Source organism: Paraburkholderia caballeronis, from assembly GCF_900104845.1.
GTDB classification, from domain to species: Bacteria; Pseudomonadota; Gammaproteobacteria; order Burkholderiales; family Burkholderiaceae; genus Paraburkholderia; species Paraburkholderia caballeronis.
Genome location: NZ_FNSR01000002.1, coordinates 715,115 through 736,646 on the forward strand (window position 1 = coordinate 715,115; position 21,532 = coordinate 736,646).

Genomic DNA, 21,532 nt, shown 5'->3' on the forward strand with positions numbered 1-21,532 from the left:
AACACTATGGACACGCTTTTGTCGATGAGGATCTTTGTGCGTATCGTGGAGACGGGTAGCCTCACTCGCGCGTCCGATTCGACCGGCTTGACGACGCCGAGAGTCTCCACGCTGCTACGAGCGCTCGAGCAGCATCTCGGCTGCAAGCTACTAAACCGCACCACACGCCGCCTTTCACTCACTGAAGACGGCAACACGTACTACCAGCACTGCGTCACTGTGCTCGGTGAAATCGACGATATGGAAGCGTCGCTGTCGCGCGCGCGAAAGACGGCGAAAGGCCGTCTCAGGGTCAACATGCCGTCCGCGATGGCAAAGCATATCGTGATTCCCGCATTGCCCAGCTTCGTCGACGCATATCCGGAAATATTATTCGAACTGAGCGTAACCGATAGCCAGATCGACGTCATCGGCGAAGGCGTCGATTGCGTCGTGCGCGTCGGCACGCTGGACGACTCGGGATTGATTGCGACGAGAATCGGCAGCGTGACGACCTGCACCTGTGCCGCGCCGTCCTATCTCGCGCGGCACGGAACGCCAGAGTGCGTGGACGACCTCACCGCCCACCAGGTGGTGAACTACCTGTCCAGCGACACGGGCCGCCCGCGAAGCTGGAACTACGTCGTTGGCGGCAATCTGCGGACGATGCCAATGCGCGGCCCCGTTGCAGTGAACGACGCCGATGCCTACGTTGCATGCGCTCTTGCCGGCCTCGGTCTCGTACAGACCTCGATGTATCTGCTCGAACCGCACTTGCGCTCACAGCAGTTGCGCGAAGTCCTGCACGAGTACAACTCGCCTCCGCGCCCGGTCTCGGTGCTCTATGCGCCCAATCGTCAACTCCCGCACAAGTTGCGGCTGTTCATCGACTGGGTCACATCGCTTTTTGCGCGAAACCCAGTCTTACAGGGCCGCCGGCCGGACGGTCTGCAGCCGGCACCTCAACCTACCGGACCGGACTATCCGGAATTGGCCGTTCTATCAGGAGAATTTTCATGAAAGTCACTGGCGAGATGCCCATTGGGAAAGCTACCCGCTTCGGTGCCGCCGGCACTGTCAAGGCATTCGACCCTCGTCGCGGCGTCGAGATCGAGCCGCCGTTCGGAGTGGCGACGGCCGATGACGTCGACGATGCCTGTCAGCTAGCGCTGCGCGCGTTCGAGTCTTATCGCGAAACTTCGCCGGCCGAGCGCGGCGCGTTTCTCGTGCGTGCGGCCGACAACCTCCTCGCGCTCGGCGACGTGTTGTACGAGCGCGCCGCCAGCGAAACGGGACTGACAGTCGAGCGAATCAAGGGAGAGACGGCGCGCACCGCCGCGCAATTGAAGCTGTTCGCCGACGTCGTGCGCCACGGACGCTGGCGCAACGCAACGATCGACTCCGGTGACCCGACGCGCGAGCCGCTGCCGAAGGCCGAACTGCGCATGCAAAAGGTCCCCGTCGGCCCCGTGGCCGTCTTCGGCGCGAGCAATTTCCCAATTCTCTATTCGGTGGCTGGCGGCGACACGGCCTCGGCGCTGGCCGCCGGCTGCCCCGTCGTGGTAAAGGCGCACGGATCGCATCCGGGAACGTCGGAACTCGTCGGCAAGGCGATCCAGGCAGCGGTGGCGCAAAGCGGTCTTCATGAAGGTGTCTTTTCACTGCTGATCGGCGCCGGCAACGCCGTCGGCGAAGCTCTGGTCGATCATCCGGCGATCCACGCAGTGGGCTTCACCGGGTCAGAAGCCGGCGGCATGGCGCTCGTGCGCCGCGGCGCCGCCCGCCCGGTGCCGATTCCCGTGTTTGCGGAAATGACGAGCGTGAACCCGAACTTCGTCCTCCCTCACGCGCTGGAAGTCCGTGCGCCCGAATTCGCGTCGCGCTTCGTCGAACGCATGACCGCCGGTGCAGGGCAGATGTGCCTGAAGCCGGGCATGATCGTCGCCATCGAAGGCCCCGGGTTCGGTGCGCTACGCGATGCGCTAGCCCACGCGCTGCGCGGCGTGCCTGCGCAAACGATGTTGAGCCCGGGAATCTACGAGAATTTCCGGCGTGAAACCGAACGCAGCCGCCACGGGCAGTCGAGCGTGTCGATCGCACAAGGGCAAGCGCCCGAGGCGCGTTTTGACGGCCAATCCGAAATCTTCGAGATGGACGCGACGGAACTGCTCGCTGAGCCGGCCCTCGCCGGTGAGATGTTCGGGCCCGCTGCGGTACTGGTCCGCTGTCGCGACACGCAACAGATGCTTGCCGTCGCAGCAGGCTTGCAAGGTCAACTCACCGTCGCGCTGCACATCGATTCCGGCGACATCGAACTGGCCCGACTGCTGCTGCCCGTGGTCGAGCGCAAGACCAACCGCATCCTTGCGAACAAGTTCTCCAACATGGTCGAAATCGGCTATGCGACGGTGCATGGCGGCCCGTTCCCGGCCACATCGGACAGCCGCTTCACGTCGGTCGGCGCAACGGCGATCGAACGCTTCCTGCGGCCGGTTTGCTATGAAAATCTGCCCGCTGAACTGCTCCCGCCCGCGTTGCGGGACGATAACCCGCTGTCGTTGTGGCGGGTGAGGGACGGCGAGCTCGAGCAACGCTAGCGAGATCCGCATTTCCCGTACGAAAAATGGGCGGCCCGGCATGCGAACGCGTGCCGGGCCTTTTGCTTTATTGCCATACCGCCGCACGAACGACTTCGACTGCCTCGTACGGCGGTCGCCGTTTGTTCGGGATGTCTGAAACTGAACCGGCGGACCCAGCTTCCCGTCGATCTTCGGTACGATAACGAGGTATTGCCGCACTTCGGCCGACGACGCGCTGTCAACGGCCACCACGCGCCGGATCTGGCCGATTGCATTGACGATGGCAGAGCGGGCCGGATTGGCCTTGGACGTCGCAAGCGGTTCCACCCCGCCGCCGCCGTCCGCGCGCTCCGCGAGGTCCAGGACGTAGGTCTGTCCCGCCTGCAGTCCGGTGACGGAGGCCTGCAGTACCTCCAGCAATCCCTGATCGAACAACGCCACGCTCGGCGCCGCCGCGCCAAGCGCATCCCGAACTGCGCCGGCTGGACGCAATGCCACCTGTGCCGCGTGTCCGGCAACACCGGGCGGCTCGAGGTTAGCCAATCCATCGCCTTCGTGTACCGCATCCGGCACATAAGCAACGGCCTGCGGCGCCTGCCCTATTGGCGCATGCGCGATCACGCGATTAGTCGCAGTATCGATCGCCGCCAGCCGGTCCGCGTTTTCCAGACCGACATATACGCGGCTACCCTCGCCGGACAGCCAGATACCGTGAAGTAGATCGCCGACGGGAATCGTCGCGACCTGCGAGAAGTCCGTGGTACGGAACACCTTGACCTCATTGAGTCCGCCAATTGTCACATACGCGAACTGGCCGGTTGCGTTGCGCACGATGTTGACGTGATGCGTAATCAGCCCGGTATCGATAGTCTTCAACAGTGCAAAAGGTGGACGCCCGTCGAAAACCCGCACTTCACCGGTGTCCTAGTGTTTCGTCCCAGAAGTAACTTTACATAGCCGGGCCACTTTCTGAAGAATGGCGTCGGCGGTTGCCGTCCAGACGAACGGCCGGTTGTGCTGGTTGTACTGCGCAACATAGCACTCGATGTTGGCAATCAGCTGTCGCACATTTCTGAAGGAGCCGCGCCGGATAGCCTGCTGCGTGATCAGGCCAAACCAGCGCTCCATCTGCCTGAGCCAGCTCGAATATGTCGGCGTGAAGTGCATGTGATAACGCGTGTGCTTCGCCAGCCATGCCTTGACCTTCGGGTGCTTGTGCGTCGCGTAGTTATCGACAACGAGATGCACGTCGAGCCCCTGCGGAACCGCCTGATCAACGTGTTTTAGAAAAGCCAGAAACTCCTGATGGCGGTGACGCGACCCGCATTGCGTGATGACCTCGCCCGTCGCAGCATTGAGCGCAGCAAACAAGGTTGTCGTGCCGTGCCGAATATAGTCGTGCGTCACTCCCTCAAGGTAGCCCAGACCCATCGGCAGCACCGGCTGCGTTCGTTCGAGTGCCTGACACTGGCTCTTCTCGTCAACGCACAGCACCAGCGCCTTGGTCGATGAGCTCAGATACAGCCCAACAATATCGCGTACCTTCTCGACGAAGTATGGATCAGTAGACAGCTTGAAACTCTTCGATCGATGAGGCTGCACGCCGAACAGCGACAGATACCGCGCCACCGAACTCTTCGAAATACCCGTTTGCGCAGCAGCAGAACGCACGCTCCAGTGCGTTGCCCCGTCCGGCTTCTCATGCAGCACCTTCGCCAGCAATTCGGCTACCGTTTCATCGTCATGCGCGCGCGGTCGGCCCGGGCGCGCTTCGTCATGCAGACCGGCAAGCCCCTGCGCGACAAAGCGCTTTTTCCAATGCGTGATCGCAGGGGATGTGACTTCACATTGCGCCGCGATTTCGTGATTCGTATGGCCGTCTGCTGCCATCAGGACAATCTTTGCCCGGCGCACCAGCGAATGAGGCAGCGAACGCGAACGGCTCATTGACAGCAGTTGCTCCCGCTCCAGCTCAGACACGACAACCTCGATTCCCTTGCGCCCCATGATCGCCTCCACTCATCATGACTTGATCATAGAACGGCACAATTCAATGTAAAGTTATTTATGGGACAGGATACTAGAGCGTGAACCAGACCTGCTCGCCGTCCGGCGTGGCAGCGATGTTCGCGCAGAACGGGCTCTTCCGCTTCACCTTCCCGACGATCTGGCGAGTCGCGACCGAAATGACAAATGACCTCGGTTTCCGGATTGAACGACGAACAGACGTAGCCATACTTGCCGTATGAAGAAAAGATTTGCATGCCAGGCCCAGCCGGCACCACGATAAGGGTCTTCCCTGCCATGTGCGCGCGTTCAGTACCGACACATAGTTCTCGCCCCGAACCGTCACCTGGACTTCCTCACCCATCCGGAGTGAAGAACGCCTCGTGCGGCGCACGGCCGACGTAGGTCACGTGCTCGACCCTATTCGTTTGCGTATCGATGAACAACACAGAATTCGAGCCGATGGAAACCGCTGCGAGCGTCCGACGGTCAGGAGAAAAGCCCATGCCGAGAACCAGTACTTGATCGTGATAAAGAGGACTGAAATTGCCGGGCGAAGGATCGCCGAGGCGAATCACGCCGAGCAAATGGTTATCCGCCGGATCGGTGACGGACACTGTATTGGAGAACTGTCGCCGCCGCGCCGCCGGCAATATGAACATTGACTGATTTCATGGAACGCACCCTCCTTGAAAAGACCGTGGAGAAATGGACACTGTCGGGCCGTTTGGTCCCACAATCCCTTCATCGCTTCGCCGGCGATAAGCCATCGGCTGCATCCAGAACCACAGCGAGGATCATGCAGTGCGCGTTGGATGGCCAATGGCGACCCTTTTTCGGCCGATAAATGGCGTCCCCGCGCGTGATCGCCTGTCCGCTCAGCACACATACGCCTGACCGCCGCGATATCACACGCTGCCACACCTGGTCGTCGTAGCGGCATCGTGTGGCGTCGCGCCACGTCACCAGCACCGATGTATCCGTTTTGCGCTCAAGCACCCGCATGACGAAGTTCGCACTTGAATCGTCCGGCTGGCGTCGGAGATGCTCGACGAAATACTGTTGAGCCGTCGCATCGCTACACTCGCGCAGCGCGCGCGTGACGTGCCGCCATACATCGCCGGCGGGTAGCCGCGCCGCGGAAACGTCGATTCGCTCCATAGCCTGCCCTCCTGCGTCGCCCATCGAATGCCCCAGCTCAAAGCATTCGTCGCCGCAGCGCACGACTAACGCGTCCGCCGTGCACATTGCCCGTTTCGTCCCCGGGTTCATTGCCGTGGCTCCGTCTCTGTGCGCTCACGCCTCACTATCAACGACACGAACAGCGACGCTTTCAACACGCAGTCGAACAATGACAGTCCGAACAGCACGAACGACGTCCGGTACTCGAATGCGAACGCCGGGGCCACGGCCGCGACGTCAAGCATGCACATCGCCCGCAGGATCTGGACTGCCCCGCGCACGCGGACGAGTGCTCCGATGCCGGCAGTGATCCACAGGCACTTCGACAACAGCAACGCGAACAGACGCATTGTCGGGGCCATTCCGTCGATCTCGAAAGGAAGCGCGGCGAAACACCATAGGCACAGCGCGATCACGAGGGCGCACACCAATGCGCTACACCCCGCGGTCCCGGCTCCGTGGGAGCCGGTGGGATCTGTCGAATCAGTGTCCGCGTCGAATCCAAACATGACCCCTCGTTCATCCCGCTGTTCCATCTCACCTCCTTCGCCTTTCGGGCAATCGCCGCTACCCCATGGCCATCAATCTGAACGCTTCAGATCGCCCAATCAAGCAAATGAACATGAAACATCCCAAAGCAGCATGAACCGCGGTAAATACCGATAAGCCCGTTGCTCCTGGAACTCATTACAGCGCGCCTGCTTTTCGCGCTTCCCCCGCCATGACCAAGGCTGCATGTCACATTCACAACGATTCAACACACTTAAGGCGAGCCGCCGGACAGCGGCGGGTACGCTACTCCTGCATCGTCCAAGCATGCACGGAATGCGGCGTTCATGGGCTCCTCCGGCGTGCGCGGGCGCCGGTTGCAGCCATCCGGTTCGATCCGACTGCATGAGTCGAGAACTCGTACATACCAATAATCGAATGAAACTGTCCTTCGAGGTACTGGAAACGCTAGATGCCATCGATCGCGCCGGCACGTTCGCGGGCGCCGCGGAGTGGTTACATCGCGTGCCTTCCGCACTAAGCTATCAGGTGCAGAAGCTCGAAACGGATCTTGGCGTGGCGCTTTTCGATCGCAGCGGTCGACGCGCCCGCTTTACCCACGCGGGGCGCGTGCTGGTCGAAGAGGGTCGGCGGCTGTTGCAGCGCGCGGAGGAACTGGAGCGCAAAGCGAAGCGCGTTCATCGCGGATGGGAGCCGGAACTGCGTATCTGCATTGACGAGATACTGCCGCTCGACGCGATGTGGGCGTTCATACGGGAGTTCTACGAAATGAACATGGACACGCGGTTGCATCTGTCCCGCGAAGCGCTGGCCGGCACCTGGGACGCACTGGTCAACCGACGCGCGGATATCGTCGTCGGCGCGGCCGGCGACCTGCCTCCGATGCACAATCTCGTCGCGCGGCCAATCGGCTCGATGAAACACGTGTTCGCGGTGTCGCCCGGGCATCCACTCGCGCAACATCAGGAACCGCTGACGCTCGAAACGATATCGCGCTACCGATGCGCAATCGTCGGCGACACGTCGAAAGAGCCGGATTCGCGCTCCGGCGCAAATGCAATCGCCCGCCACTCGATAACGTTGCCGACCCTCGACAGCCAACTATCCGCCCAGATCGAAGGACTGGCCGTCGGTGTGCTGCCCGAATGCGTCGCGGCCGCCCCGATCGAACAGGGTCGATTGATCGAAAAGACCGTGTCAGGTCTGCCGCCTGCCACGCATTACTATCTCGCATGGAGAGAGGATGAAGGAGGTCCCGCAATGCGCTGGTGGATCGAACGGCTGGACCGCCCCGATCTCATGTCGCACCTGATCGCCCGGGATCAAGTCCTGGCATAAGGAAGCAGGGCACGAGAGGGATACGTTTTGATGTAACGGAACCCTGTCTGCGCCCGGTTGACTGTCGCCGTTTTACGTGACACCGATGTGGACGTACTGCATCTTTCGGAGACGATGACATTCGCGCGCGACGTCGCGCGCCGTACTCGTTAGCCCCGGATGAAAGCGAGCAGGTCCGGATTGATCACATCGGCATGAGTAGTGAGCATGCCATGCGGGTAGCCCTTATAGATTTTAAGTGTGCCGTTCTTCAGCAGCTTCGCCTGAAGCAGACTGGCGTCAGTGTAAGGGACCACCTGATCGTCGTCTCCCTGAATGACAAAGGTAGGTACGGTTATTGCTTTCAGATCGTCGGTCTGGTCGGTCTCGGAAAATGCCTTGATGCCGTCGTAATGTGCCTTCGCGCTGCCCATCATGCCCTGGCGCCACCAATTGTCGATCACGCCTTGCGAAATCTTCGCGCCGGGGCGGTTAAAGCCATAGAAAGGACCACTGGCGACGTCGATGTAGAACTGCGCCCGGTTGGCGGCGAGCGCGCTGCGGAAATTGTCGAACACCTCGATCGGTGTGCCGCCGGGATTCGTCCCGGTCTTTAGCATCAGCGGGGGCACAGCGCTGACGAGCACGGCTTTGGCGACACGCCCCTGCGGCTGGCCGTATTTTGCGACGTAGCGCGCTACCTGACCACCGCCCGTGGAATGGCCGATATGAACCACGTTCTTCAGATCGAGGTGCTCGACCACAGCGGCGACATCGGCGGCGTAATGGTCCATGTCATGGCCATCGCTCACCTGGCTTGAGCGACCGTGGCCGCGACGGTCACTGGCAATGACGCGGAAGCCTTTGTCGAGGAAGTAGAGCATCTGCGCGTCCCAGTCATCGGCGCTCAGCGGCCAACCATGATGAAAGAAGATCGGCTGCGCGTCCTTCGGCCCCCAGTCTTTGTAAAAAATATGGACGCCGTCTTTGGTTGTGACATAGTTCATGGATTGCTCTTCTGCATGTGCAGAGTGAGTGGATGCCGTTTTGCCCGGCGAGGTATCAGCGGCATGAGCGAAACTGGAAACCGTCGCAGCGGCAACAGCGCCCGCACTCGCCATCAGAATATTTCGCCGCGATGCTGAAGGATTGCGTTCGTTTTCTTGAGAGTTCATTTGTTTTCCCCTGGAAAGAAGTCCTGATCGTTAAATCCCGAATGCAAGCAGATCTTGGTTCAACTGATCGGCGTGCGTAACGTACAGCGCGTGGGGCGCTCCCTTGTAGACCTTGAACTGTGCGCCCTTGATCGCGGCGGCCGCTGCGCGACCGGTGACGTCGAGCGGCACAACCTGATCGTCGTCGCCGTGGACCACAAGCGTTGGCACGTCGAACTTCGTTAGGTCGGTGCGGAAATCCGTTTCGGAGAACGCTGCAACGCAGTCGAGCGTACCCTTGAGGCCGGCCTGAAGCGCCAGCATTTGGGTCCAGTTGAGGATCGCCCGCGACACGGTGGCGCCGGGCCGGTTCGCGCCCGCGAATACAGGACCGAAGCCGTCGAAGAATGCGGGCCGGTCGTCAAGTATTCCCGCGCGAATACCGTCGAAAACCGCCGGATCAACGCCATCCGGATGATCCGGCCGGCGGATCATCAATGGAGTGACCGCGCCGACCAACGCCACCTTGGCGATGCGCGCTGAGCCATAACGTCCGAGGTAACGCGCGACTTCGCCGCCCCCCATCGAAAAGCCGACGAGAATCGCGTCCTTCAGGTCGAGCGACTCGATCAGACCGTGCAGGTCCGCCGCGAACGTGTCGTAGTCGTAACCGTTCCACGGCTGGCTGGAGCGGCCGAAGCCACGCCTGTCGTGCGCGATGCAACGGAATCCACGTTCTGCCAGAAAGTTCATCTGGTATTCCCACATGTCGGCGTTCAGCGGCCAGCCATGACTAAATACAACTGGCCGGCCGGTTCCCCAGTCCTTGTAATACAGCTCCACGCCATCGGGAGTGGTGAATGTAGCCATTTGCTTCTCCTGTATCGGGAATGCTTCGGAATACGACGAAACAGATGAGACGTCGCAGAAAATCCTAACTTCAACGCGGCCCGGCGGGCGCGTTGGAAAGCGTTGCATCACCCCGCGAAATCGCCCGCATAGTCGAGCCCGGATAAGCGTACGACTGGGGAGGATGAAAAGTCCTGAGCGAACATGAATTGTTGCCGGCGACTCATGCGAATCGCGCTACCAGCCGTACTTCAGTTCGACGCCGAAATAGTCCGCGTTTTTCCCGCCAGTCTCGCGTATCGTTCGTCCAACCTGAAAGTGCACAGCCTCGACCGAAGCGACAAGATTGGCTGCGACGGCCCACTCTCCGCGCAACTGCGCGTACATTCCGGTCCAGCGCGTTCCGCGTCCCGCAGTGCCCGGCACCACCGCGCTGCCCTGCGCGTACACCGCGTCTGCCGTCGTCGCGCGCCATTGAAAGCCCAGTGCTGCCATCAATGACAGCCGGCTCGACGGCTTGAGCGTGAGCGAGGGCTTGAGGTGGACCAGGTTTGCGTAGCCGGTGTAGTCACCCATCGTGAAGTAGTAGCCGTTCGGGAACAGCGGATTGAACGTTCCCAGGCGTCCGTCGCCCGGGTGGCGATCGCCGGACGCCGCGTCTACCTGCAGGCCGATTCGGGGCGACCACGGCAGCTCGAACGTATAGCCGTTGAGCGAACCGATTGCCCATGCGCCGATCGTCTTGTCGCCGACATGGCCGGTCTGCAGCATCGTCTCGATGTCCCAATCGAGGTGCTGAGATTTGCCCGAGTAGCGCAGGTCGAACACGTCGCGATGCTCGTCGCCGGCCGCATCGAGAAAGCGCGCGTCGCGCCGGTTGTAGCGCGAGTAGTAGCCCGACAGGTCGCCGGGACCCGCGCCCTGGCGCTCGAAGCGCACACCGCTGAAGGTCAGATCGCGGTTCGAGACGTCGTCGAAGGCGGAGACGTCGCGGTTCTGCACGGGCTGCGTCGCGTAGCCGATGAAGCGCCATTGATGCGTTTCGTAGTCGGCCCAGATGCCGTCGTAGGTCTGGCGCACGTTCGGCCCGTCGCGCACCGAGACGAAGCGCTGCAGGTCGAACGCCATCTGCTGCCGGCCGATGCGGAATTTCACGAGGTCGCCAGCCACCGGCACGACGATGGCCATGAACGCCTGTTCGAGATCGAGCGGGTTCTTGTCGACGGGCGTCACGTCGTCCTTGCCGAACGGCCGCGCGTCGTCGAGCTGGACGAAGAACTGCAGATACGGGCCGATGCGCGCGTCCGCATGTACCTCGGCGCGCTGCAGCAGATAGCTGTCAGCATGCCCGCTTCCGATGCCGAATAGCGGCGCGTCGTTGACGACGAAGCGCTCGCGCAGATTCGCGCCGAGCGACAGGTAGGAACCGGTGTCGCCGAGCGGCACGTATTTGAGCGCGTCGAGTGGGGCACGCGGCACGCACGGCAGGCGCAGCACCGACCAGTCCTCTTGCCAGCGATTCAGCATCACGGTGGGACGCGTCGCCGGGCAGGCGGCTTCGGGATCGGCGGCGCGAGGGGTGGCAGGTGGGGCGACTGGCGCATCGACAGCCGCCTCAGCTGCGGCGGCGCTGGGCGCGGCCTCGCCCGGCCCCGCGTCGGCCCGCGCGAGGCCGGCGGCCGCGAGCATCGACACGCCGACGAGCGAGCTTGCCGTCAACGTCCGGTAGCGCGGCAGCCGTTTCATCGCGACGCCGTCTCGTGGATCTCCGCGATATAGCCGCCCGGAAACTGCACGACGGCCGTGTCGCCTTCCGGCGTGGCGTGCGAGCCGACCAGCACCGTCGCGCCGGCCGCCTGCGCCTTCGCGAGCGTCGCGGCCAGATCCTGCACCGCATAGCCAGTGGTTTCGCGACCGAACGGCCAAGGCAGCTTGCCATCCGTTGCGAACACCAGCATCGCGCCGAACGGCGACGTGATACGGATGCGTCGCATGGTTTCACCCGGCCGGCCAATCTCGGCCGCGTCGGCGTGGCGCGCGTCGCTCACGACCTTGCCGCCCGCAAAGCGCAGAAAGCGCCGCACGAATTCGTTGGCCGCGCCTTGCGAGACGTAGACGCGGTTGTCGGGCACCGTCGCGAGCGGCGCGTAGGACGGGGTCTTCGTGTGCCAATACAGCTGCATGTCGACGCCGCCGGGCCAGCGAATCACCGCGTCCTTGCCAATCGGATCGTCGAACGATTCGACCACCACGTCGGCGCCCGCCACGCGCGCCGCGTGCACGGCGCGCCCCATGTCCGTGACGAGATAGCCCGTGCGCTCGTCGCCGAACGGGTACGGAATCGGCGTCTGGAACGCGAACACGGACAACATGCCGACCGGCGTCTGCACGTATTGCGAGAGCGTCCTGCTCGGCGTCGGCGTCACCGTCAGCTCGACCGGCGGGGAGGCATGGCCGCCGAAGGTCGCGAGAAAGCTTTTGACGAACGCGTCGAGGTCCTGCTCCGGGACGTAGACGTGCGTCGTGTCGTATTGCGGACCGACGGCTACCGACGAAGAGGCCGACGAGGGCGCCGCCGACTGCGCGGTGGCGAAGGCCGGCAGCGGGGCCGACGCACCGGCGAACGTGAGCGCGCAGAACAGCGCGACGGCCATCGACGAGCGTGACAGATTGCGTGACATGGAAGACTCCGTGTTGTTGATTGAGAACTGTGATCCGTACCGCGCGGCCGGCGCGTGCGGAAACTCGCGGGCCTGCCTACCCGCCCGCTCCGCCCGCACTGCGCGCGCCCTCGCCGCGCGCGAGCCCCGCCAGCACGGCGAGCGCCGCGCCCGGCAGCGCGAGCGCCCAGAACGACGCCCAGCCGAACAGCAGCGCACCGGCCACCGCGCCGAGCGCAAAGCACAGCAGGGCGAGCACGGTCTCGGCGAGCCGCTGGCGCGCCCGCATCCGCTCGCGCGGCGCCGCGCCGCCGCGCACGATGCTCGCGAGATCGAGAACCGCCTGGGTGACGTTGCCGGTCATGACCGTGTTCGGGACGCCGCGCCGACCGACGACGCGATCGTGGGCGTTCTGCATGCCCATCGCGAGCGCGCCGAGCATCGCGCACAACAGCGCCGACAGCGAGGACAGCTCCGCGAGCGGCGTCGCCGCGATGCCCGCCGCCGCGAACGCGACGAGCCCCAAGGCTTGGACGAGATAGAGCATCGACGAGGTTCGCGCCGTCCCGCCCGCACGCGTGAGGTGCGCGAGCGCGGCGGCGAGCAGCACGCCGGCGACGAACGCGGGCAGCGTCGAGAGCTTCAGCAGGATGCCGTTGCCCGCGCCGCCGAGCGCCGCGCCGATCAGGATGAAGTTGCCAGTCACGTGCGCGGTGAACACGCCCGACAACGCGATGAAGCCGAGCGCATCGACATAGCCGGCGATCATCGCGAGCACGCCGCCTTCGAGCTTCATTTGCTGCTCCCGTGCGCGTCGCTCGCGGGGGCTGCCGCCTCGGCGTCCGACGCTGCGCGCCCGGCCACGTTTTGCGCTGGATGCAGGTAGTCGCGCGCGACGGGAATCGCATGTTCGCCAAGCACGATGCCGAGCAGCCCGGCAAGCGCGATCAGCGGCGGCGCGGGCGACTGCACGCGCACGAGCCAATAGATCAAGCCGATCCCGAAGCCCACGCCCAGCGAAATCAGATAAGACATCTTTGCTCTCCAGAAACGGTCAGGGTTGCGATCGGCGCGCTCGCGCGCCGCGTAGCCGGATCTGCCCCGGACCGGCGATGACGACGGTCCCATACAGGATCAGCAGCATCCACGCGAACTGCCCCTCTTCGAGCGACCATGCCCGATGTACCATCGCGAGCGCGATCAGCGTCACCACGAGCAGCGGCACCGCCGCCGCGCGCGCCGCCACGCCCGCAATGACGAACCACGGACACAGCGCTTCGGCGAAGATCGCGAACAGCAGAGAGCTCCAACGGCCGAGATGGAACGGATCCTCGATGACCGCCAGCTGGGCGTGAAAATGCAGGACCTTCGGCACGCCATGCACGGCGAGTATCAGCAGGCTCGCGGCGACCCTGAGCCATAGCAGGCCGAAGTCCGCCGCGCGATAGTCGGGGCGGGCCGCTGCGCGCGCCGCCGTCATTCCGCTCGGGTATTGCTCGGTGCGTTGCGCCATAGCGGTGCGGTTCCTGTCGGTTCAGAAGGCGAAGCAGCTGCAGCCGAGCGCGCCCCAGAAGGCATTGCCGTCGCCGGCGGGAACGCGGCTCGTCCATGCCCACATGTGGCGATGCTGGTGAACGCCGCACAGATTCGCGCAGCCGTCGACGCACGCGCGCTCGCTCGCCGCGGCCGGCCGATAGCGGCTGTAGCCGCCGAACTCGCCGACCGGCGACCATGAAGGACTGACCGGCAAGGCCGGCGGCGCATGCGCGCCGAACTCTTCGTCGGCATGCACGATCTTGCCGCCGACCACCGTCAGCACCGACGACAGATGCTTGATCGCGGCCTCGTCACAGGTGAAATAGTCGTCGGTCAGTACCGCGAAATCGGCGAACTGCCCCGCCACCAGTTGCCCTTTGCGGTCCTCCTCGCCGGAGAACCAGGCGCTGCCGACGGTGTAGCGCCGCAACGCCTCCATCCTGTCGAGCCGGTTCTCGGCGCCGTACAGCGCTGTCCCGCCGACGGTGCGCCCCGACACCAGCCAATACAACGAAACGAACGGATTGAAGCTGGCGACGCGCGTCGCGTCGGTGCCCGCACCGACCGGCAGTCCGGCGTCGAGCATCTGCCGGATCGGCGGCGTCTGCCTGACGGCGTCGCTGCCGTAGCGCTCGATGAAGTACTCGCCCTGGAACGCCATGCGATGCTGCACGGCGATGCCGCCGCCGAGCGCCGCGATGCGCTCGATGTTGCGCGTCGAGATCGTTTCGCAATGGTCGAAGAACCATCGCAGGCCGGCGAACGGCACCTGGCGATCGACTCGCTCGAACACGTCGAGAAAGCGGCTGATCGATTCATCGTAGGTCGCATGCAGCCGGAACGGCCAGCGGTTTTCGACGAGCAGCTTCACGACGGCTTCGAGTTCGCTTTCCATCGACGCCGGCAAGTCCGGGCGCGGCTCCAGAAAGTCCTCGAAGTCGGCCGCGGAAAACACCAGCATCTCGCCCGCGCCATTCATCCGCAGGAAGTCGTCGCCCTCGCCGGGCCGTGTCGCCTTGACCCACTTCGCGAAGTCCTCGATCTCGCGCTTCGCGTTCTGCGTGAACAGGTTGTAGGCGATGCGTACCGTTAGCTCGCCGCGTTTCGCAAGATCCATGATGACCGCGTAATCGTCCGGATAGGACTGGTAGCCGCCCCCGGCGTCGATCGCGCTCGTCACGCCGAGCCGGTTCAACTCGCGCATGAACTGGCGGGTCGAATTCGCCTGGTCCTGCAGCGGCAGCTTCGGTCCCTTGGCGAGCGTCGCGTAGAGAATCCCCGCGTTGGGGCGGGCAATCAGCATGCCGGTCGGCTCGCCGTGGCGATCGCGCTGAATCTCGCCGCCGGGCGGATCGGCCGTGTCCTTCGTATAGCCGACGGCGCGCAGCGCGGCCGCGTTCAGCAACGCGCGGTCGTACAGATGCAGGATGAAGACCGGCGTGTCGGGCGCGATCGCGTTGATCTCGTCGAGCGTGGGGCCGCGCCGCTCGGCGAACTGGAATTCGTTCCACCCGCCGACCACCCGCACCCACTGCGGCGCGGGCGTGCGCGCCACCTGACGGCGCAGCATCGACAACGCATCCGACAGCGACGGCACGCCGTCCCATCGCAGTTCGAGGTTGAAGTTCAGTCCGCCCCGAATCACGTGAAGATGCGAGTCGTTTAGACCGGGGATGACCGTGCGGCCCTTGAGGTCGATCTTCAGGGTCTGCCCGCCGGCGCGCCGCATCACCGTCTCGTCGTTGCCCGCCGCGAGGATACGTCCGTCCTTCACCGCGAGCGCCGTCGCGAACGAACGTCGCTCGTCCTGCGTCGCCACCTTGCCGTTGAAAAAGACCGAGTCCGCGAGAACGTCGGTCGCGCTATCTGCCGTCATGGAAACCTCACGCGTCGATGTCCGGCGCCGCGTGCGCCGGACGGGTTGCACGGGGCCGCTCAGCGGCCGGCTTCGCTGGCGTGTTCGCCGAGAATCTGCTTCGCGTAGCGCACGCCGATGCCGTAGGCGCTGTGCGCCTTGAAGATCTCCATGCAGCCGTCGTAGGTCTCGCTGCGCGCCCAGTCGCGTTGCAGTTCCATCATGAATTGCAGCGAATTGATCGGCACCGCGCCCAGTTGCACGACGCGCTGCACGGCGCGTTCGTGAGCTTCGGGCGTGATGTCGCCGCAGGCATCGGTCGCGACATAGATCTCATAGCCGGCGGCGATCATCTGCACGGTCGGGAACGCGACACAGACTTCGGTCCACAGCCCGGCCAGCACGATCTTCTTGCGGCCCGTCGCTTCGACTGCCTTGCGAAACGCCGTATCTTCCCAGGCGTTCATCGAGGTGCGGTCGATCGGCTCGACGTGCGGCAGGATCGACTGGATCTCGGGCAGAAGATGGCCGCTGAACGAGTCGGCCGCGATGGTCGAGAGAATCGTCGGTACGTTGAAGAGCTTCGCGGCTTTCGCGAGAATCTGCGCGTTGTGCAGAACGACGGTGCGTTCGTGCGAATTCACGCCGAAGAACATTTGCGGCTGATGATCGACCAGCGCCAGCGCGCAGGTATCGGGAGTAAGTAGTTCGTGTGCCATGAGGGGCTCCTGAGTTCCAGTGAAAGGATCGTCGTCATCCGAAGCGACGATGGGCAACGCGACGTTCGGCTCTGCAAGCACCGCCCCATGGAGCGGGACAGCAATCTCAACGTCAGGTGCATCATATAAATCGCCGCTCCGAAAAGTCCTTTTTCTGTATGAAGCCTTATGAACGGGTCATCGTCATGTGCGTCGACCGCTCGCTATGAATGTGGCCAAAGCCCATCTGTGCTCGACCAGCAGCGTGCGCGCGGCACACACGATGCGCTGCATCGGCACCACGCTCCGATACCGGTTAAGAAGTTTTAATAAATGGGCAAGGACATTCAGTCGCTAGCGGTCTAGCCTTCAAGCGACACCCTCCAACGGCCTCGCTGTTAGTGCGCGACAGCGACAGCAGACGATGCCGTCTCCCCCTTCAGAAAGGCAAGGACATGATCAAACGAACCCTGACGACGGCATCCGGCGCGCCGGTCGGCGACAACCAGAATTCGCAGACGGCCGGCCCCCGAGGACCGGTGACGCTGCAGGACTTCTGGTTGACGGAAAAGCTCGCGCACTTCAACCGTGAAGTGATTCCGGAGCGCCGGGTTCATGCAAAAGGTTCAGGAGCATTCGGTACGTTGACGGTGACTCACGACATCACCCGCTTCACTCGTGCCAAAGCCCTTGCCCCCGGCAAGGTGACCACTGCCTTCGCTCGTTTTTCGACCGTGGCCGGAGAGCGCGGAGCCGCCGACGCCGAACGAGACCTGAGAGGTTTCTCAGTCAAGTTCTATACCGAAGACGGAAACTGGGACATCGTGGGCAATAACACACCGGTATTCTTCGTTCGTGATCCGCTGAAGTTCCCTGACTTCATCCGTACTCAGAAACGCCATCCACAGACCAATCTCCGAGATGCCACAGCAATGTGGGATTTCTGGTCACGCACGCCCGAATCGCTGCATCAAGTGACGATCCTGATGAGCGACCGCGGTATTCCGAAAAACTATCGGCAGATGCACGGCTTCGGCTCCCACACATATTCACTGATAAACGAGAAAAACGAGCGCTTCTATGTGAAATTTCATTTTCGCTCGAAACAGGGCATCGAAAATTACACGAATGCGGAGGCCAACGAGTTGGTCGGAAACGACCGCGAGAGTGCACAGCGCGACCTGTATGAACAGATTGAAAACGGCAATTTTCCGCGTTGGCGCTTCTGCATTCAGGTAATAACCGAAGCGCAGGCCCGCGAATCCAGCGCCAACCCGTTCGACGTCACCAAAACATGGTCTCAGAAGACGTATCCGTTGATCGACGTAGGCGTATTGGAGCTCAACCGCAACCCCGAGAACTACTTCGCCGACGTCGAACAGGCCGCGTTCTCGCCAGCCAACATCGTGCCGGGAGTCGGGTTTTCTCCCGACAGGATGCTGCAGGCGCGCATCTTCGCTTACACCGATGCGCAGCGCTACCGGCTTGGCATCAACCATCATCAGATTCCGGTCAACGCACCGCAAGTGTCCGGTGCTAACAGCTTTCATCGCGATGGTGCCATGCGTGTCGACGGCAATCTCGGCAGAACGTTGAACTATGAGCCCAACCGTGAAGGACTATTTGCGCAAGATTCTTCGACAAGTGAGCCATCTCTCCACATCGACGGCGACGTGGCCCGCTACGACCACCGTATCGATGCAGACTACTTCAGCCATCCGCGCGCGCTATATGCCCTCTTCGACGCCGGGCAGCGCGAGCGGCTCTACCGAAACGTCGCCGAAGCCATGGTCGGAGTACCGGAGGACGTGGTAAACCGTCAGTTGGCGTTGTTCGACGAGGTCCATCCCGACTACGGTAACGGCGTACGAAGCGCTCTTGCCCGCGGGATTCCGCCGCAAAAATAGCGGATACGCTCGACCGCGTGCGCGCTCGCGCACGGTGGCGCCGCGGCTTCGGCAATACACCGCACGAAGCTCAGCGTGCGGCAAAGGACGGCGCCAACAGTACCGAACGTAAAGGCAACTATGCGGTCTTTGATGGCCGGCGCGCCTGCAGGTCTCGCGCGAGCCAACCGGAGATATCCTGGTTGCGCAGGCGCTCGATCCACCATTTCAATGCGCGATTTTCTTTTTCACCTTTCCGCCATGCCAGATAAATCCGGGCGACGTCGCGCATGCCGTCCACCTGCTTCACAACCAGGCGACCGCCCGACACCGCTTCCCTCGCAACATGCTCGGGCAATACACCCATCACAATTCCGGCGCACATGGCCTCCAGCTTCGCCACCAGCGTCGGCACGCCAATCGACTGCCATGCGCCTGCATCGCCGTACTCCCCTATGTCGGGCAGACTGTCTTCAGTGTCGATGCCGCGATACCGCCGGATCACGTCTGCCGAAAGCGGTTCGGGTGCCCGCGCGAGTGGGTGGCAACGGGAGACGGCAAACACATAGCGCACGCAACCGATCGAATGCGTCACAAGACCTTCCGGTTCCGGAGGTTCGCCAGCAGCGCCGACCACAAGATCCGCATCCCCTGATCTCAGGGCTTGCCACGTTTCGCCCCGCCATCCACGATAAAGGCTCAGGTGCGTATGCACGGCATAAGAACAAAACGCGTCGACATGTGGCCACATCGCGTCGAGCGGCAAGAGTTCGTCGATATACAACCTCGCGTGAGCCGGCCACCCACACTCGATCCGCTGGGCTCTGAGCTGCAAGTCGCGCGCCGCACCCAGCAGACGACGACCTTCGTCCACCACCGTTCGGCCAGCCAACGTCAACTTCGCATGGCGGCCAGTACGATCGAATAGGACCACGCCGAGATCGCTTTCGAGCTTCTGTATCTGGTAACTCAGCGCGGATGGCACCCGGTTGAGCACACCTGCAGCCGCAGCAAAGCTTCCCTTTCGGTCGATTGCATCGAGTATCTCCAGCGCATCAAAAGAGAGTTTCATTGGAAGACGCCCGTCGGACTCGAAATGTTGCACGAAGGTTAACCGGTCCCGGCTTCGTGAACAACGCTCCGGGGTTCGCCTGTCGCAAACCATGCGTTCATGTAATGCAAATATCGTGTGCCGGTCCGTTTTGCCGGATGCCGCGTCTTCGGGGGACGCTGTCGAAGCACGCGCAGTCATTCATGTCTGTTCGTCGCCAGCGACGGCCGCAAGAAGGGCCTCATCCCAGTGCGGCTCGCGCGGGTATCGTTCAACGATAAACTCGACGAACAGCTTCACCTTCGTCGTCAATCGATGCGTTGACGGATATACGGCGGAGAGCCACAGCGGCGGCGCTGCATAATCGGGAAGCACGCGCAGCAGCCTGCGCTCCAGAAGATCGGGCGCCGCAACCATCGTCGGCAGATATACGACACCGGCCCCCGCGCGGGCAAACTCTAGCAGCATATGCACGCTATTCGTCTTCAGGACCGGATTGAGCGTGACCTCGAAACACTCGTCCCGCTTCATGAACGGCCATTTGTCTCCCCATGGGTAATAGGAGTAACGTGCGAAATCGTGGTTGAGCAAGTCGGACGGAGTATGGAGCGGCGGTTCGCATTCGACGTAATCGGGCGATGCGCACAGCATTCCGCGAACGGGGAACAGTCGACGCTCGATCAGGGCGTCTGACGCCGGAGGAAAAATCTGCAGTGCAAGGTCGAATCCTTCCTGCACGGGATCGATTACCCGGTCGTTGACGACCACGGTGAATTCGACGCGCGGGTATCGTTCGCGAAACCGGATCACGGCATCGGAAAAATGTCCGAGCGCGAATCCCGGCAGCACGTGAACGTTCAGCATACCGCTGGGCGATGCGTCCGCAAGGCCTGGGCGCTGAGCCAGATCGCGAATTCGGTTCACGATTTCCACACATTCGCGATAGTAGCTCTCGCCAGCTTCAGACAGGCGGACGGCTCTTGTAGACCTATGAAAGAGCGACACGCCAAAACGCTCTTCCAACTGCTTTACTCGAACAGTGATGACCGATTTGGCAACGCCGAGCTGGCGCGCGGCGCTGGCAAAACTTTGCGCTTCAGCCGCGCGGACAAAGGCCTCCATCGAAACGAACAGGTCCATCGGCACTCCACTTCCCGGTGTCGGTAATTTAAATAATCAGACGATATTTAACGATCGCGCGCTTGTCCAGGGTTGCGGGAGAGGGCCTCCACTCGCGTCGATAGATCGTCCACTCTCTGTAGAATGTAGGCGAAAAGTATGCTATAGGGCGACCAGGGCAACGCTATGGATAAATTCTCTGCGCTTCGCGCATTCGTGGAAGTAGCCGAGGCCGGCGGCTTTTCGAGCGCAGCACGCCGTCTTTCCCTCGCAACGTCGTCGGTGGTTCGCTCGGTGGACGCACTCGAACAGTCGCTGGGCACCGTTCTGCTAAACCGAACCACCCGACGCGTAACGCTGTCCGACGCGGGCGCGGCCTATTATGGCCGGGCAAAAAAAATTCTCGAAGATCTAGCAGACGCCGACTCGTTGGTAGCCGACCGGGGTGAAGAACCGTCCGGACCGCTACGGGTATCGGTGCCAGTGGCTTATGGCGCGCACCGGATCGCGCCGCGCGTTTCGACTTTCCTCGCCCGGTACCCGCGGCTGAACCTCGACATGAGACTAAGCGACGACATGGTCGATCTTGTCACCGAGCGCATCGACGTTGCTATCCGCCTCGGTGAAGCGGCGCCCACAGCTGATGTCGTCGCAAGAAAACTGGGCAGTTTCCGCCGGCATGTCGTTGCAAGCAACGCCTATCTGTCCATCCATGGAGCACCAGCCACACCGCACGATCTCATGAACCACCACTGCTTGTGCTTTTCCTTTCGAAGTGACCAGCAAGTCTGGACGTTCTCCGGCAATGAGGACATAACGAAGGTGGCCGTCTCAGGACGCATAAAATCCAACAATACCGAGGTGCTGCGCGAGGTCGCGCTCGATGGCAGCGGCATCGCACTGCTGCCCGACTGGCTGGTCGACAAGGATATCGAGCATGGCAGATTGCACAAGCTGTTTGACGACTACGACGTACATCCCGACGATGCCCTCTCGGTAATCAGCGCACTTTATCTTCCGAACCAGCGAGGCTCAACTCGCATCGGAGCGTTCATCGAGTTCATTACATCGCTCATCGGCACCTCGAGATGATCTCACTGCACCGGCTTTCACCCGCTAGACAATAAATCGGGACAGCAATGGCCGTAGC

At 62.5% G+C, this 21,532-nt stretch carries 20 protein-coding genes and 2 pseudogenes; 6 read left to right on the plus strand and 16 right to left on the minus strand.

Annotated features, from left to right (window positions below; translation table 11 throughout):
• Window positions 1–6: 6 nt before the first annotated feature.
• The 3 genes from BLV92_RS19650 to BLV92_RS33035 all read left to right on the plus strand — a co-directional run bounded on the left by BLV92_RS19650 (window position 7) and on the right by BLV92_RS33035 (window position 3,278).
• The gene (locus tag BLV92_RS19650) at window positions 7–999 is read left to right on the plus strand and encodes a LysR family transcriptional regulator (protein ID WP_090548004.1); all 993 of its coding nucleotides are present in this window, start codon (window positions 7–9) and stop codon (window positions 997–999) included.
• Window positions 996–2,576: an aldehyde dehydrogenase (NADP(+)) gene (locus tag BLV92_RS19655; RefSeq protein WP_090548006.1), complete on the plus strand. Its 1,581-nt coding sequence runs from the start codon at window positions 996–998 to the stop codon at window positions 2,574–2,576. The genes BLV92_RS19650 and BLV92_RS19655 overlap by 4 nt, the downstream gene beginning before the upstream one ends.
• 192 nt (window positions 2,577–2,768) lie before the next feature.
• A complete protein-coding gene (locus tag BLV92_RS33035) occupies window positions 2,769–3,278 on the plus strand; it encodes a hypothetical protein (RefSeq protein ID WP_342029116.1) in 510 nt (169 codons plus the stop codon).
• Here the strand turns inward: BLV92_RS33035 and BLV92_RS33110 are convergent.
• From BLV92_RS33110 to BLV92_RS19680, 5 genes and pseudogenes are all read right to left on the minus strand, one after another.
• Window positions 3,186–3,470, minus strand: a pseudogene (locus BLV92_RS33110) (YncE family protein); the annotation flags it as partial. The gene BLV92_RS33035 and the pseudogene BLV92_RS33110 sit on opposite strands and share 93 nt — an antisense overlap.
• Window positions 3,471–3,482: 12 nt before the next feature.
• Window positions 3,483–4,565: an IS630 family transposase gene (locus BLV92_RS19665; protein ID WP_090551228.1), complete on the minus strand. Its 1,083-nt coding sequence runs from the start codon at window positions 4,563–4,565 to the stop codon at window positions 3,483–3,485.
• A 76-nt stretch (window positions 4,566–4,641) separates the two neighbouring features.
• Window positions 4,642–5,197: pseudogene (locus BLV92_RS19670) on the minus strand (YncE family protein); the annotation flags it as partial.
• A 112-nt stretch (window positions 5,198–5,309) separates the two neighbouring features.
• Entirely contained in the window at window positions 5,310–5,837 is a 528-nt protein-coding gene (locus tag BLV92_RS19675) for a DUF3331 domain-containing protein (protein ID WP_090548007.1), read from the minus strand.
• Window positions 5,834–6,283 (minus strand): hypothetical protein, encoded by a 450-nt coding sequence (locus BLV92_RS19680; RefSeq protein ID WP_090548009.1) that lies wholly within the window; start codon window positions 6,281–6,283, stop codon window positions 5,834–5,836. The genes BLV92_RS19675 and BLV92_RS19680 overlap by 4 nt, the downstream gene beginning before the upstream one ends.
• A 391-nt stretch (window positions 6,284–6,674) precedes the next feature.
• Here BLV92_RS19680 and BLV92_RS19685 point away from each other — a divergent pair, with 391 nt between their 5' ends.
• Entirely contained in the window at window positions 6,675–7,595 is a 921-nt protein-coding gene (locus tag BLV92_RS19685; RefSeq protein ID WP_090548011.1) for a LysR substrate-binding domain-containing protein, read from the plus strand.
• Window positions 7,596–7,744: 149 nt separating this feature from the next.
• Here BLV92_RS19685 and BLV92_RS19690 read toward each other — a convergent pair whose 3' ends face one another.
• The 9 genes from BLV92_RS19690 to BLV92_RS19730 all read right to left on the minus strand — a co-directional run bounded on the left by BLV92_RS19690 (window position 7,745) and on the right by BLV92_RS19730 (window position 16,347).
• On the minus strand, window positions 7,745–8,581 hold the full coding sequence (locus BLV92_RS19690) for an alpha/beta fold hydrolase (protein WP_090548012.1): 837 nt from the start codon (window positions 8,579–8,581) through the stop codon (window positions 7,745–7,747).
• 198 nt (window positions 8,582–8,779) lie between these two features.
• Complete coding sequence (locus BLV92_RS19695; RefSeq protein WP_090548014.1) at window positions 8,780–9,598, minus strand: alpha/beta fold hydrolase; 819 nt, start codon at window positions 9,596–9,598, stop codon at window positions 8,780–8,782.
• Window positions 9,599–9,814: 216 nt separating this feature from the next.
• Window positions 9,815–11,323: an alginate export family protein gene (locus BLV92_RS19700; RefSeq protein ID WP_244283859.1), complete on the minus strand. Its 1,509-nt coding sequence runs from the start codon at window positions 11,321–11,323 to the stop codon at window positions 9,815–9,817.
• Window positions 11,320–12,231, minus strand: coding sequence for a glyoxalase (locus BLV92_RS19705; RefSeq protein ID WP_244283860.1), 912 nt, complete (start codon window positions 12,229–12,231; stop codon window positions 11,320–11,322). The genes BLV92_RS19700 and BLV92_RS19705 overlap by 4 nt, the downstream gene beginning before the upstream one ends.
• 103 nt (window positions 12,232–12,334) lie before the next feature.
• Window positions 12,335–13,033 (minus strand): YoaK family protein, encoded by a 699-nt coding sequence (locus tag BLV92_RS19710; RefSeq protein WP_090548017.1) that lies wholly within the window; start codon window positions 13,031–13,033, stop codon window positions 12,335–12,337.
• Window positions 13,030–13,272 (minus strand): DUF1427 family protein, encoded by a 243-nt coding sequence (locus tag BLV92_RS19715; RefSeq protein ID WP_090548019.1) that lies wholly within the window; start codon window positions 13,270–13,272, stop codon window positions 13,030–13,032. The genes BLV92_RS19710 and BLV92_RS19715 overlap by 4 nt, the downstream gene beginning before the upstream one ends.
• Before the next feature lie 19 nt (window positions 13,273–13,291).
• Complete coding sequence (locus BLV92_RS19720) at window positions 13,292–13,717, minus strand: DoxX family protein (protein WP_090551232.1); 426 nt, start codon at window positions 13,715–13,717, stop codon at window positions 13,292–13,294.
• A 54-nt stretch (window positions 13,718–13,771) separates the two neighbouring features.
• Window positions 13,772–15,649, minus strand: coding sequence for an amidohydrolase (locus BLV92_RS19725; RefSeq protein ID WP_090548021.1), 1,878 nt, complete (start codon window positions 15,647–15,649; stop codon window positions 13,772–13,774).
• 59 nt (window positions 15,650–15,708) lie between these two features.
• Window positions 15,709–16,347 carry a hydrolase gene (locus BLV92_RS19730; RefSeq protein ID WP_090548022.1) on the minus strand — a complete coding sequence of 213 codons (639 nt, stop codon included), beginning with the start codon at window positions 16,345–16,347 and terminating at the stop codon, window positions 15,709–15,711.
• A gap of 434 nt (window positions 16,348–16,781) precedes the next feature.
• Here BLV92_RS19730 and BLV92_RS19735 point away from each other — a divergent pair, with 434 nt between their 5' ends.
• Window positions 16,782–18,233, plus strand: a complete 1,452-nt coding sequence (locus tag BLV92_RS19735; protein ID WP_090548024.1) for a catalase — start codon at window positions 16,782–16,784, stop codon at window positions 18,231–18,233.
• A gap of 118 nt (window positions 18,234–18,351) precedes the next feature.
• Here the strand turns inward: BLV92_RS19735 and BLV92_RS19740 are convergent, their stop codons facing one another.
• Both BLV92_RS19740 and BLV92_RS19745 read right to left on the minus strand, forming a co-directional pair.
• Entirely contained in the window at window positions 18,352–19,284 is a 933-nt protein-coding gene (locus tag BLV92_RS19740; protein WP_090548025.1) for a LysR family transcriptional regulator, read from the minus strand.
• Between the two features lie 180 nt (window positions 19,285–19,464).
• Window positions 19,465–20,403, minus strand: coding sequence for a LysR family transcriptional regulator (locus BLV92_RS19745; protein ID WP_090548027.1), 939 nt, complete (start codon window positions 20,401–20,403; stop codon window positions 19,465–19,467).
• A gap of 165 nt (window positions 20,404–20,568) precedes the next feature.
• Here BLV92_RS19745 and BLV92_RS19750 point away from each other — a divergent pair, with 165 nt between their 5' ends.
• Complete coding sequence (locus BLV92_RS19750; protein ID WP_090548029.1) at window positions 20,569–21,474, plus strand: LysR family transcriptional regulator; 906 nt, start codon at window positions 20,569–20,571, stop codon at window positions 21,472–21,474.
• Window positions 21,475–21,532: the final 58 nt, after the last annotated feature.

Bases quoted from the DNA above. Each gene is read 5' to 3' on its own strand.
- BLV92_RS19695 (WP_090548014.1), bottom strand. From the start codon at position 9,598: ATGGCTACATTCACCACTCCCGATGGCGTGGAGCTGTATTACAAGGAC.
- BLV92_RS19750 (WP_090548029.1), top strand. From the start codon at position 20,569: ATGGATAAATTCTCTGCGCTTCGCGCATTCGTGGAAGTAGCCGAGGCC.
- BLV92_RS19720 (WP_090551232.1), bottom strand. From the start codon at position 13,717: ATGACGGCGGCGCGCGCAGCGGCCCGCCCCGACTATCGCGCGGCGGAC.
- BLV92_RS19705 (WP_244283860.1), bottom strand. From the start codon at position 12,231: ATGGCCGTCGCGCTGTTCTGCGCGCTCACGTTCGCCGGTGCGTCGGCC.
- BLV92_RS19735 (WP_090548024.1), top strand. From the start codon at position 16,782: ATGATCAAACGAACCCTGACGACGGCATCCGGCGCGCCGGTCGGCGAC.
- BLV92_RS19745 (WP_090548027.1), bottom strand. From the start codon at position 20,403: ATGGACCTGTTCGTTTCGATGGAGGCCTTTGTCCGCGCGGCTGAAGCG.
- BLV92_RS19730 (WP_090548022.1), bottom strand. From the start codon at position 16,347: ATGGCACACGAACTACTTACTCCCGATACCTGCGCGCTGGCGCTGGTC.
- BLV92_RS19715 (WP_090548019.1), bottom strand. From the start codon at position 13,272: ATGTCTTATCTGATTTCGCTGGGCGTGGGCTTCGGGATCGGCTTGATC.
- BLV92_RS19655 (WP_090548006.1), top strand. From the start codon at position 996: ATGAAAGTCACTGGCGAGATGCCCATTGGGAAAGCTACCCGCTTCGGT.
- BLV92_RS19725 (WP_090548021.1), bottom strand. From the start codon at position 15,649: ATGACGGCAGATAGCGCGACCGACGTTCTCGCGGACTCGGTCTTTTTC.
- BLV92_RS19700 (WP_244283859.1), bottom strand. From the start codon at position 11,323: ATGAAACGGCTGCCGCGCTACCGGACGTTGACGGCAAGCTCGCTCGTC.
- BLV92_RS19650 (WP_090548004.1), top strand. From the start codon at position 7: ATGGACACGCTTTTGTCGATGAGGATCTTTGTGCGTATCGTGGAGACG.
- BLV92_RS19685 (WP_090548011.1), top strand. From the start codon at position 6,675: ATGAAACTGTCCTTCGAGGTACTGGAAACGCTAGATGCCATCGATCGC.
- BLV92_RS19690 (WP_090548012.1), bottom strand. From the start codon at position 8,581: ATGAACTATGTCACAACCAAAGACGGCGTCCATATTTTTTACAAAGAC.
- BLV92_RS19710 (WP_090548017.1), bottom strand. From the start codon at position 13,033: ATGAAGCTCGAAGGCGGCGTGCTCGCGATGATCGCCGGCTATGTCGAT.
- BLV92_RS19675 (WP_090548007.1), bottom strand. From the start codon at position 5,837: ATGAACCCGGGGACGAAACGGGCAATGTGCACGGCGGACGCGTTAGTC.
- BLV92_RS19740 (WP_090548025.1), bottom strand. From the start codon at position 19,284: ATGAAACTCTCTTTTGATGCGCTGGAGATACTCGATGCAATCGACCGA.
- BLV92_RS19665 (WP_090551228.1), bottom strand. From the start codon at position 4,565: ATGGGGCGCAAGGGAATCGAGGTTGTCGTGTCTGAGCTGGAGCGGGAG.
- BLV92_RS19680 (WP_090548009.1), bottom strand. From the start codon at position 6,283: ATGGAACAGCGGGATGAACGAGGGGTCATGTTTGGATTCGACGCGGAC.